This window comes from Desulfobacter sp. (genome assembly GCA_028768525.1).
In the GTDB taxonomy this organism is placed as follows: domain Bacteria; phylum Desulfobacterota; class Desulfobacteria; order Desulfobacterales; family Desulfobacteraceae; genus Desulfobacter.
In genome coordinates this window covers 2,477,994-2,489,818 of sequence record CP054837.1, presented here as the reverse complement: position 1 = coordinate 2,489,818, position 11,825 = coordinate 2,477,994, and the positions used below count along the sequence as shown (strand labels likewise).

The window sequence follows — 11,825 nt, the reverse complement described above, 5'->3', positions numbered from 1 at the left end:
CTATATGGGATGGCTTTAAACTAAATTTAAAGGATTTGATTTAGAATGTCAAACCGGTCAAAGGGCGGCATGACGCAGGCTCCGGCGAAATGCCGGCGGGCCAGATCCAGCATCTGGCGGCTGTTCTGGATGCCCGTTTCCATGGGGGAATCCCCCTGGGTCATTTGTTGCCGCAGGGACGACGGAACGGCGATACCGTCCACTTTTTCGTGGAGGAAAACCGCATGTTTAATCGAAATCAGCGGCAGGATGCCCATGATGACGGGGACCCGGATATGGGCCAGCCCCTTTTTCAGTTCAAGGGCCGTATCCTCGTCGTATACCGGCTGGGTAACGATGAACCGGGCGCCGGCGGCCACTTTTTTTTCAATGCGGCGGCATTCGTGATCCATCCCGTTCACCTCCGGCCGCCAGTCCAGCACGGCACCGGTGCATACCCCGGAGGCCCGTCCCAGGGCAATCATTTCAAAAACGGAGAGATCGTTAACCCCCGCTGCCGGGTGGGCCCTTTTTTTCCCCGACGGGTCTCCGGTCACGGCGATGATGGTGTCGATCCCAAGGGCCCGGGCACCCCAGAGTTCCGCCTGGAGCCCCAGCCGGTTGTGGTCCCTGACCGTGAAATGGAGGATGGCCGGCTTTCCGGTTTCCTTCCGGAGGAGGTGTGAAAATGCCATTGCCGACATTCTGGGCCGGGCCACCGGGTTGGATGCCACGCTGAATCCATGGAAATTAAGGCGGGCCACCGGCTGTATTTTTTCCAAGAGAGGCTTTATGTCATGGCCGGCGGGGGGCACGACTTCGATGGTTATTTTAAATTCGCCGGGATCGGACAGGATAAAAGACATGGGATCCTCCCAAATTATTTAATTTTTATCCAGTATGACCGAAGACCGGGGCCGGGTCAAATTCAAATCGGCAATGGATTGAATTTTTTGGTTTTTGTTCTGTGCAGGGGCAAATCATTTGCTTTTTATGGGGATATTCTTTAAGTTTGTGATCAAAAGATCAGGGAAGGGGGGACATTGCCGGCATCCATGAAGGGAAAGAGGGTTTGTTTAATGGGATTGGCGTCACTGGCGATACTGATGGCCTCCCTTGTGCCTGTTTCCGCAGATTCCGGCAGAGGTCCAGGCCGCGGACCCCGGGGAAACATCCTTCGATATGCACTCCATTCTTCCAAACTCGGCAGTTTTGACCCGGATTTCGGCAAGGGATCCCAGAACCATACCTATGCGGATTTGGTTTTTAATGCCCTGTGGCGGTATCTGCCCGGAGATGCCAGAACCATGGAGCCTGACCTGGCTGCGGCCATGCCCCGGTTTAAAATCCTTCGGGGCCGGCAGATTTGGACCGTCCACCTCAGGCATAAAGTTTTTTTTCATCCCAGTCCCTATTGCCCTGCCCATGAATTGACCGCAGAGGATGTGGCCTTTTCTCTTAAAAAGGCGGCAAACCCGAAAACCAGTGTGTTTTCAGGGGAATTCAGGAATATGGATTTCCGGGTGGTCAATTCCCACACCCTGGAAATCTCCCTGGATAAATCCGTTTCCCCGCTGTTTTTTCTGTCCAGCCTGGCCAATTGGCGGGGCGGCTATATATTGAGCAAACAGGCCATTGAAAAAGGGGGGTACGAGAATTTCCTTAAACACCCCGTAGGCACAGGTCCCTTCCGCTTTTCTTCCCATGTTCCCGGAGAAAAGATTACCCTGCTGGCCAATGCGCAGTATTTCAGGGGGCGGCCCAAACTGGACGGGGTTGAAATCCATTTTATGCCGGACAACGAAAAGCGTGAGGCTGCATTCCGTTCCGGTGAGATGGACGTGATTTACGGCGTCGGCACCCCGGGGTGGCTGGAAAAGATGGAAAAAGAACCTGATACGCTGGTGGATGTGTTTGGCCCCGGATTCACCGGCATGTTCCATTTTAATACATCCATGACGCCGCTGGGTGATATCCGGGTGCGCAAGGCCCTGATTTCGGCCATGGACCGACGGGCTTTTCTGGCGGCCTCTTCCAAACGGCTGGTCTCCCCGGTTTATTCGCCCATGTCCCCCATGTTTTTGCCCGGCGGCATGACCAATGAGAGGGTGGAAGAACTGGGGCTGGCACCGGTCTGCGATATAGGGGCTGCCCGGAAAATGCTGGACAAGGCCGGGTATCCCAATGGATTTGATCTGGATACGGCGGTTTCCGAAAAGCGGCTCTACCGGGAGAGTTACAGGGTGTTAAAAGAACAGCTGGCCCGGATCAATGTAAACCTGAAGCTGGCTGTTGTGCCACATTCCCAATACCATAAGATGATTCGGGACAACCGGAATGCCATTGTCCTTTATTTTACATTTCGCCACAATGCCGATAATTATCTCCGAGGGTTCTTCCATTCCGAAGCCATCGTGAAAACAGGGAAGAGACCCCATACGAACTTTTCCCATTATACCGGGATTGACAGGCTGCTGGATGATGTTTTGGGCCTGACGGATCCCAGGCAGCAGATCGTGCTCTGGCAGCAGGCACAGATCAAGATTCTCAGCGATGCCGTGGTCTATCCCCTTTTTGATATCAATCGGTTGACGGTGCGGCGGAATTATGTGGACTACGGCCATCCCCTCCGTTCGTCGCTTTCGGATTACCCCCAGTTTACGGAAAATACACGGCTGCTCAGGCCGGTGCCGTAATCCCGTAAAAAATGCCATCAGGATCATGACCACGGCAATGTAAATCAGGATACCCGGGGCGGATATTCCCCCCTTGTTTGGTTTACGGGGCGGTAATCCTTTCCGGATGGGTAAATACGGCGCAATTTGACGGCCGGACAAACCCTACAATGGTCATGCCCATCTCGTCGGCCAGCAGTACGCTCTGGTGGGTGGGGGCCCCCCGGGATGCCAGCACCGGGATGGCCATCCGCCTGGCCTTGTGGAGGATCTCAGAGGATATTCTGCCGGTGCACAATAGGATGAGGTCCTCATTTCCCCGGTCCTCCATCAGCAGGGCGCCGATGACCTTGTCCACAGCATTGTGCCGTCCGATATCGTCGATGTGGAACTGGGGCATTTCGTTGTTGATACACACGGCGGCCGAATGGACCCCGCCGGTTCTTTTATGGAGGCCGGAGCATTTTGCCAGCCATCCCATGGCATTGGTAATGAGCTGGACACTGGCTTGGGCCTCTATTTCAATGGGCCTGCGTGATGCAAGTTCCGTCACCGAGGTGTACATCACCCCTTTCCCGCATCCCGATGTATACACGCGTTTTCCCAAAAGCTCGGGATCGGCAAAATTCTTCACCCGGACATCCACCCGCCATTTTTTTTCATCGCAGTCCCATTCCTCAACCTCGTCGGCCGACTGGATCATGCCGGAGGTAAATAGAAAGCCGTAGGTGAATTCCTTTAAATGGGACGGACTGCACATGAGGGTGGCGGCTTCAAATCCGTTGACCATAAAGGTCACCGGAACCTCCGTCGCTACAAAACCGTCTTCTTTACTGAATGCGCCCTCCCTGTATCGGGTGATGGGCCTGGGGATTTTTTCTCCAAAGGGGGTGTCGGTGTCCACTGTTTTTCCTTAATCTGGTGTCCTGCGCCAGCGCAGCTTAAGCATTCTCTCTAGGTCCTTGACAAAAGTCGTCTTTATGGTAGTGAATACTTTAACATTCTATAGGCTGATTTTCAATGAATCACAAACAGCGGTACACCGGTGTTGAGCAAAAGCGGGGCGCTGCAAAGCAATGTTCAGACGGATAAGCATGGCCCCCGACATTCCGTCAAAAAAAGATTCACAGGAATCTATAAGAGAAAAACTGATGCAATTATTTTATTCGGATACCATAAATCAATTCCACGTAGATTATAAAATTTACGCGTACAACGTTCCGGGGATAAATGAAAATCGCAGCATTACAATTTAGTATCTCGCCTAATCTTTTTGACAATTTTCAAAAAATCAAAAATGCCATAATCGAAGCAGCCGCCCGGGATTCCAGACTGCTGATCACCCAGGAAGCCGCTCTTTGCGGATATCCGCCAATTGAAATCCCGTCTGTGGACCGCATTGATTTTAAAGCACAACAAAAACTAATTGCTGAAATCATTGAACTTGCCGCCCGGCATAATATCTTCATTGCATTGGGATTGATCCGGAAGGACAATGGCGCCCTGTTCAATTCAATAATGCTGATCACACCGGATGGCTCGTATACCTATTATGACAAGCGGGCGTTGTGGGGGTGGGACCTTGAAAATTATATGCCCGGAGAAAATCAAAAGGGCATCATTGAAATCGACGGGATTCGAATCGGATTCCGCCTTTGCTTTGAGATTCGATTTCCGGAGTATTTCCGTGAATTGTATGCCCATAAGGTTGATATCGCGGCCATCAGCTTTTGCGAGGTGAGCAAAAAACAAAATACAAACCGATTGGCCGTTATGAAGTCCCACTTGATCACAAGGGCCATCGAAAACGCTGTGACTGTTATTTCAGTAAACGGCACGACATTTTATCAGACTGCACCAACCTGCGTGGTTAATCCGGATGGCGTTATTGAAACCCAAGCCCCCCTGGATGCGGAATCAATATTATATTACGATTTTGTAAAACCCGAACCGGGTTTCGGCAGGAAAGGAAGAATCTTCTATTCCAATAAATTGGTGGGGGGGTGACGCGTGGGGCAACCCGTCATATATGGGCTGCCGATTTCTTCCATGGCCTGCCGCTGTTGTTCCCGCAGTTATAGTACAGGCCGGATGGTGTGGCAATAAGGAAAATTCTTAAACTGCGATAGGAAAAGAAGTTGTTTAAAAAGAGGTAGGGTAAAACCTGCCGGGCTGTGGATGCCCGGCAGGCGTTATCTCAGTGATGGTGCTATTCGGCCCCGTAGGTTTCCCGGTAGGCTTCGATGGATGCCTTCATTTCGTCATTCAGGACGACCTTCCCGTTGATTTCACGGTTGTGCAGGTAGTCGATGATTTCCGTGATGGTGACAATGGCAAATATGGGGATGCCAAGGGTTTCGGCGACTTCCTTGAGGGCGTTTTTATCGGTCTTGCCCTTTTCCTGGCGGTTGACGGAGATGACAATGCCCGAAACCTGGGGGTTGTCGCAGTTTTTCAGAACTTCCAGGGATTCCCGGATGGCCTTGCCCGAAGTGATGACATCGTCAATGAGGATGAGGCGGGTATCGGCGGTGAGGCCCATGCCCACCACGGCGCTTTTGTCCCCGTAGGTTTTGACTTCTTTACGGTTGAAGACATAGCCCTTGTCCACGCCCAGGTCGGCCAGGGCGGTGGCGGCGGTGATGCACAGGGGGATGCCCTTGTAGGCCGGGCCGTAGATGCCGTCGAAATCCTCTCCGAAATGTTCCTGTACGGCCCGGGCGTAGAAGCCGCCCAGTTTTTTAATCTGGGTGCCGGTGTCGAACATGCCGGTGTTGATGAAATAGGGGGCGATACGGCCGCTTTTCAGTTTGAATTCCCCGAACCTCAGGGCGTCGCATTCCACTAGAAACTCAATAAATTCTTCTTTATAGCTCATTTTTATTTCCTGTCTGTATTTCTACTGGCATCTCCAGGATGCATATTCGTTTAAGGGGACGGGTTTACCGGATTTCAAAAGGGCGGTGGTGTTGAAGTCTTCCATTTCCCTTAAGGTTTGGGAACCGAACACCGGACCGTCCTTGCAGACCACCCGGTCGCTGCAGACGCAGGCCCCGCAGACCCCGAAGCCGCAGCGCATGTATCGTTCCAAAGAGACCTGGCAGGGGATGCTGTGGGCCTCGCAGATGGCAAACACCTTGGCCATCATGATCTCAGGGCCGCAGGTATAGACCATGTCCAGTGCCGGGGTGTCGTTGTCTTCTCCGGCCAGGATGTCCCGGGCGAGGATTTCCTGTTCCAGAAGCTCGGTTACAAATCCCCTGTGGCCTTGGGTGCCGTCGTCGGTGCAGATGCGGCGGTGGGTGGAGAACCGCTCGGGGTAAAGGAGGAATTCCTTTGACCGTGCCCCGTGGATGAGGATGATTTCCCTGTTTCGGGAGGCTTCCAGGGCGTCTACAAGGGGGGCCAGGGGGGCCATGCCGCAGCCGCCGGCCACCACGGCGATATTGGGTTTGTCACTGATGGTGAACCCGTTGCCGAAGGGACCCCGGATGCCGATTTTATCCCCCTTTTCCAGGGCGACGGCTTTTTTGGAGAACCGGCCCTTGGCCTCAACGGTGATGGCAAACCGCTGTGGGCTGTGATGGGAGATGGTATACGGCTTTTCATCCACCCCGGGGATCCAGGCCATGATGAACTGTCCGGGCTTGAAATCAATGGCGAAATCAAAGAACAGGGTGGCAAAGCTGTCGCTGTGGACCTCCTTGTCCGCCACGGTGACCATGACCGGCCTTAAATCTGTAATCATTTTCCCTCCCTGTGGGCCGCGCCCCGGATCTCGTCCATGGTGGTGTTGTGGGCGGCCAGCCAGTCGTCTATTTCTTTGTTGACCTTGTTGAATGCGGTGATGCCCCGATACCGGACCGCGGTTCCCATGCCCACAAGGGAAGCGCCTGCCATGATGATCTCTATGGCGTCCTTTCCCGTGGTGATGCCGCCCAGTCCGATGATGGGGATGGAGACCGCCTTGTAAATGTCATAGACGCAGCGTACGGCAATGGATTTGATCATGGGGCCGGAAAGCCCCCCTTTTTTAAAGTCCAGCACCGGCATTTGGGATTCAATGTCGATGATCATGCCCGGGCCGGCGGTGTTGATGGCGCAGATGGCGTCGGCGCCGGCTTCTTCGCAGGCTTTGGCAATGGCGGCAATGTCCGGGGCCGCCGGGGTGAGTTTGGCAATGACGGGGATATCCACGGCTTTTTTCACGGCCGAGACAACATCATAGGAGGCGTCGGCATTGACCCCGAAGAGCATGCCGTGCTTGTCCGAGTTGGGGCAGGAGATGTTCAGTTCTATGAATTCGGGACGCTTGGTGGCCACAAATTCCGCCACCATTACAAATTCCTCCACCGATCCCCCGTAAATGGAGGCATTGACGGGAAAGTCCCTGTTTTCAAGTTCCAGCCATTCGGTTTCCATGTTCAGGTAGCCCGGGGTGGGCAGGCCCACGGCATTGATCATGCCCTCTCCCAGGTCTATGACCGTGGGGTTGCTGTGGCCGTCCCTGGGGGCGGGGCCGATGGATTTCATGGTGGGCAGTCCGCAGCCGTTTGCCCATACCCGTTCCAGTATGGCCTTGTTGTTACCAAGAACCCCCGAGGCCAGGACCAGGGGGGTCTTAAGGGGTGTTCCCAAAAAATTTGTCTGCATTATTTTTATCCTCTTTTAAAATCGAGGGCTTAACTACCATGAACCGACGCTTTTATCAAGCCGGTCCGCTATTATAAACCACCAGGCGGAGTCTCTGTTTTTGGATGAAAACTAACTGAACTTGTCGTAAAAGATCATATCATCCTCCACCCCCATCTCGTATAGCCCGTTGATAATGGCGTCGATCATGGGCGGGGGGCCGCAGAGGTAGTATTCGATCTCACTGGGGTCCTCGTGGCTGCACAGGTAGCTGTTGCACAGATGGGTGTGGATGAACCCGGTCATGCCGGTCCAATTGTCCTCGGGCTCCGGAGAGGAGAGGGCCACATTGTATTTGAAATTGGGATAGCGCCGCTCCAGGTCTTTAAAATCATCGTCATAGAACATCTCTTTCAGTGACCGGGCCCCGTACCAGAAGGAGATTTTTCTTCCCGAATTAATGCCGTCCAGCTGGTGGAGAATGTGGGAGCGCAGAGGCGCCATGCCGGCACCGCCGCCGATGAAGCACATCTCCCGCCCCGTGTCCCGGGCCATGAAATCCCCGTAAGGGCCGGAAATGGTGACTTTATCACCGGGGTTCAGGCCAAAGACGTAGGATGAGCCGAATCCCGGTGGGATGCCGGCCGTGCCCGGCGGCGGCGTGGCGATCCTGACGTTGAGCATGAGGATGTGGTTGTCATGGGGGGGATTGGCCAGGGAATAGGCCCTGAATCCCGGTTTGATGCCCTTGGCGGTCAGTTCCATGAGGTTGTATTTTTTCCATTCGCTGACATACTGGCTCTGGATGTGGAAATCTTTGAAGTTGAGGTCGTATTCGGGCACGTCGATCTGGATATAGGCCCCGGCTTCGAAGTCGATTTTTTCCACGGGCCGGATCACCAGTTCCTTAATAAAGGTGGCCACGTTTTCGTTGGACACCACTTCGGCTTCCACTTTTTTGATGCCGAAAATGGATTCGGGCACCTCAATGGCCAGGTCTTCCTTGATTTTAAGCTGGCAGGAGAGGCGTTTCCCCTCAAGCTTTTCCCTCCGGCTCAAATGCCCCAGTTCAGTGGGCAGGATGCTGCCCCCGCCCTCGGTGACCCGGCATTTGCACATGCCGCAGGAGCCCGAGCCCCCGCAGGCCGAGGGCAGAAAGATATCCCGGGCCGACAGGGCGGACAGCAGGGTGGGGGTGCCGGAGACTTTCATGGGCGCGTCGGTGTTGCCGTTGATAGTGACGGAATGCTCCCCCTGGGTGGTGACCCTGGATTCCACAAAGAGGAGCACCGTGACCAGGATGCCGATGACCGCCGTAAAAACCAGTATGCTGATAAGGTAGATCATGGAACCTCCTAAAGGGTAATGCCTGAGAACATCATAAAGGTCATGGCCATGAGCCCGGCGATGATCATGGTAAAGCCGAAGCCCTGGAGGCCCAGGGGCACATCTGAATACCTTGCTTTTTTACGGATGGCGGCCATGGAGACAATGGCCAGCATCCAGCCGGTGCCGGACCCGGCGCCGAATACCACGGATTCAATAAAGGTGTAGTTCCGTTCCACCATGAACAGCGAGGTGCCCAGGATGGCGCAGTTGACGGCGATGAGCGGCAGGAAGACCCCCAGGGTGGCGTAAAGCAGCGGGGAGTAGCGGTCGATGACCATTTCCACGGCCTGGACCATGGCGGCGATAACCGCAATGAAGGTGATGTACTTTAGAAAGCTTAAGTCCATGTCCGGAAAGCCCAGCCAGGACAGGGCGCCGGGGGCCAGCAGTCCGTGGTAGATCAGCCAGTTGACCGGACTGGTTACCGTGAGGACAAAGATGACTGCAAAGCCCAGGCCCGCGGCGGTGTCGATGTTTTTGGATACGGCAATGAATGAGCACATCCCCAGAAAGTAGGCCAGGAGGATATTGCCGATGAATACGGAATTGATAAAGAGACTGAAGAGATCACCCATGGCTTAACTCCTTTTTTCGCTGGAAATACCGGGCAGGGAATTTTTCAGCCAGACCAGCAGGCCGATGATGAAAAAGGCGCCGGGCGCCAGGACCATCAGCCCCATGTTCTGGAAGCCCAGGTCGTATACAAATTGCGGTATTACGGGGAGTCCGAAGAACTTACCCGACCCCAGAAGCTCCCGCAAAAAGGCCACCAGCACCAGGATCATGCCGTATCCCAGGCCGTTGGCAATGCCGTCCACAAAGGAGTCGACAGGATCGTTGGCCAGGGCAAAGGCCTCGGCCCGGCCCAGAACGATACAATTGGTGATGATCAGTCCCACAAAGATGGAAAGCTGTTTTGATACATCGTAGAGAAAGGCCTTGAGGACCTCGTCGGTGACAATAACCAGGGAGGCGATGACGGCCAGTTCCACGATGATTCTTATGTTGGAGGGGATATGCCTGCGCATCAGTGAAATAAGAAAAGATGAGCAGGCCGTGACCACGGTCAGCGCGATGGCCATGACCAGGGCTGTGGACATCTTCACCGTGACGGCCAGGGCCGAGCAGATCCCCAGGACCTGGTAGGCCACGGGGTTTTCCTTCCAGATCCCCTTTACCAGGATTTCCGTATAATCTTCTTTTGATTTGAGTGCAAACATGGCTGTCCTTTATTCAGTTGTTTGGGCGCCGGTCTCAATGCCCTCTGGCGGTTTGGTTTTCAGGTCCTTCTGCCTGAAGGTGATGGAGACCCCTTCGTATTTTTCCAGGGTGGATTTAATGCCTTCGCTGAGGTATTTGCCGGTGAGGGTGGCTCCGGATATGCCGTCCACATAGTGCTCCTGAAGATTTTCGGGCAGGTTCTCGGCTTTTCCCTTGGCAATGCCCACGGATACGAATTTATCCTGGGCGTTGAGGATTTTTTTGCCCTTAAAGTTTTTCTGGAACCATGCGCTTTCGATTTCCCCGCCCAGGCCCGGGGTTTCCGAGTGGCTGAACACGGAAAATCCCGAGACGGTCTGCCCGTCGTTTTCAAAGGCCAGATACCCCTGGATTTTGCCCCAGAGGCCGCGGGTGTTGATGGGCAGGATATAACCGTCAATTTTCTGGGGATCGTCCTGTCCCCGGACAAAGTAAAGGTGCATGCTGTTGGGGGTGTCGGTTTGAATCACCTTTCCTCCCCGGTCCACAATCACCTCCCGGATCCGGCCGGTGTATAGGGCGTTTATTTCTTCTTTGGCCGGCTTTTCCCCCGGGGGTACAAGGCTTGCGGCCCGCAGCAGGTTGACCTTTTTATCCAGGGCAATATTCTCCTGCTGGTATTTTTTCAGCCCCGAGGCCGCCGCCGTGATGAGCAGGCTGCAGACCAGGGAAAGCCCTGCGGCAAACAGAATGACCTTTAACCTGCTTGGCTTATCGTTACTTGGGTCAGACATTTGGGATCCTCTTTGATGTTTTGTATTTGATTACCAGGTGGTCCAGGAGGGGGGCAAATACATTCATGAACAGGATGGCCAGCATGGCCCCTTCCATGAACGCCGGGTTGGCCACCCGGATGACCACGGTGAGAAAGCCGATGAGAAAGCCGAAAATCCACCGGCCCGGGTTGGTGCCGGGGGCGGATACGGGATCGGTGGCCATGAAAGAGATTCCGAAGAGGAATCCCCCTGCAAAGAGGTGGTAAAGGGGGCCGGCATTGGCCCAGGTTTCGGTGCCGCCGGGGATGAGCCAGATCAGGATGCTGGTGGCGATCACGCCGGTGATGCCGCCGATGATGATCCGGTAATTGGCAATGCGGGTGACCATGAGAATGGCCGCGCCAATGAGGCAGCACAGGGCCGAGGTCTCCCCCACACTCCCCGGTATAAGGCCGTAGAACAGGGATGATAGCGGGTATCCGGCCTCTGACAGGGCAGAACCGATGGCCTGGCCCTCAAAACCGGTGACGGAGAGGGCCGTGGCACCTGTGATCCCGTCCACCATGGTTTTGCCGGCGATCCAGATATCCCCGGACATGGAGACCGGGTAGGAGAAGAAAACAAAGGCCCGGGCCGTGAGCGCCGGGTTCAGGATATTCCGGCCGGTGCCCCCGAAAACCTCCTTGCCGATGACCACCCCGAAGGAAATGCCTAAGGCCACCTGCCACAGGGGGATGGTGGGGGGCAGGGTTAAGGGGAAAAGCAGGCCTGTGACCAGGAACCCTTCGGAAATTTTGTGCCGCCGGAATACGGCAAAAATAAATTCCCAGATAAACCCCACCCCGTAGGAGACGATGATCATGGGAAGCACATACCAGGCCCCCACCATGAAGCATTTCAAAATGGAGTAAGCCTCGCCTGCGGCCCTGCCGGACTGAAAGCCGGTATTGTAAATCCCGAACAGGGTCACCGGCAGCAGGGCCAGGATGACAAAGCTCATATACCGTTTCAGGTCCAGGCTGTCCCGGATAAAGGGCATGACCCCCGTTTTGGGGGAGGGCAGGAAGAAAAAGGTTTTGGTGGCATCCCATACGGGTTCGTATTTTTTGTACTTGCCGTCCCCGGTAAACAGATGCGCGCTGTCGTCAAATAGTTTTTTTATGGGGTTTTTCAT

Annotated in this window: 12 protein-coding genes; 2 read left to right on the top strand and 10 right to left on the bottom strand. The window is 54.6% G+C overall.

What is annotated here, in order from left to right; genetic code table 11:
- Nucleotides 1–26: 26 nt before the first annotated feature.
- Entirely contained in the window at nt 27–845 is an 819-nt protein-coding gene (locus HUN04_11390) for a methylenetetrahydrofolate reductase (protein WDP90267.1), read from the bottom strand.
- A 213-nt stretch (nt 846–1,058) separates the two neighbouring features.
- Here HUN04_11390 and HUN04_11385 point away from each other — a divergent pair, with 213 nt between their 5' ends.
- Entirely contained in the window at nt 1,059–2,675 is a 1,617-nt protein-coding gene (locus tag HUN04_11385; protein ID WDP90266.1) for a hypothetical protein, read from the top strand.
- Nucleotides 2,676–2,757: 82 nt separating this feature from the next.
- On the opposite strand, the gene fdhD is transcribed toward HUN04_11385, so the two are convergent.
- Complete coding sequence (fdhD, locus tag HUN04_11380) at nt 2,758–3,558, bottom strand: formate dehydrogenase accessory sulfurtransferase FdhD (GenBank protein WDP90265.1); 801 nt, start codon at nt 3,556–3,558, stop codon at nt 2,758–2,760.
- 326 nt (nt 3,559–3,884) lie between these two features.
- Here fdhD and HUN04_11375 point away from each other — a divergent pair, with 326 nt between their 5' ends.
- Nucleotides 3,885–4,661 carry a carbon-nitrogen hydrolase family protein gene (locus tag HUN04_11375; protein WDP90264.1) on the top strand — a complete coding sequence of 259 codons (777 nt, stop codon included), beginning with the start codon at nt 3,885–3,887 and terminating at the stop codon, nt 4,659–4,661.
- A gap of 202 nt (nt 4,662–4,863) precedes the next feature.
- On the opposite strand, the gene pyrE is transcribed toward HUN04_11375, so the two are convergent.
- The 8 genes from pyrE to HUN04_11335 form a co-directional block, all read right to left on the bottom strand.
- Nucleotides 4,864–5,532, bottom strand: a complete 669-nt coding sequence (pyrE, locus tag HUN04_11370; GenBank protein WDP90263.1) for an orotate phosphoribosyltransferase — start codon at nt 5,530–5,532, stop codon at nt 4,864–4,866.
- A 21-nt stretch (nt 5,533–5,553) separates the two neighbouring features.
- Complete coding sequence (locus tag HUN04_11365) at nt 5,554–6,402, bottom strand: dihydroorotate dehydrogenase electron transfer subunit (protein ID WDP90262.1); 849 nt, start codon at nt 6,400–6,402, stop codon at nt 5,554–5,556.
- Nucleotides 6,399–7,307: a dihydroorotate dehydrogenase gene (locus HUN04_11360; GenBank protein WDP90261.1), complete on the bottom strand. Its 909-nt coding sequence runs from the start codon at nt 7,305–7,307 to the stop codon at nt 6,399–6,401. The genes HUN04_11365 and HUN04_11360 overlap by 4 nt, the downstream gene beginning before the upstream one ends.
- A 111-nt stretch (nt 7,308–7,418) precedes the next feature.
- On the bottom strand, nt 7,419–8,633 hold the full coding sequence (locus HUN04_11355; GenBank protein WDP90260.1) for an NADH:ubiquinone reductase (Na(+)-transporting) subunit F: 1,215 nt from the start codon (nt 8,631–8,633) through the stop codon (nt 7,419–7,421).
- Between the two features lie 8 nt (nt 8,634–8,641).
- Nucleotides 8,642–9,250, bottom strand: coding sequence for an NADH:ubiquinone reductase (Na(+)-transporting) subunit E (gene nqrE / locus HUN04_11350; protein WDP90259.1), 609 nt, complete (start codon nt 9,248–9,250; stop codon nt 8,642–8,644).
- Between the two features lie 3 nt (nt 9,251–9,253).
- Entirely contained in the window at nt 9,254–9,895 is a 642-nt protein-coding gene (locus tag HUN04_11345; GenBank protein ID WDP90258.1) for an NADH:ubiquinone reductase (Na(+)-transporting) subunit D, read from the bottom strand.
- Between the two features lie 9 nt (nt 9,896–9,904).
- Nucleotides 9,905–10,669, bottom strand: coding sequence for an FMN-binding protein (locus HUN04_11340; GenBank protein ID WDP90257.1), 765 nt, complete (start codon nt 10,667–10,669; stop codon nt 9,905–9,907).
- A complete protein-coding gene (locus tag HUN04_11335; protein ID WDP90256.1) occupies nt 10,662–11,825 on the bottom strand; it encodes an NADH:ubiquinone reductase (Na(+)-transporting) subunit B in 1,164 nt (387 codons plus the stop codon). Before HUN04_11335 ends, HUN04_11340 begins: the two co-directional genes overlap by 8 nt.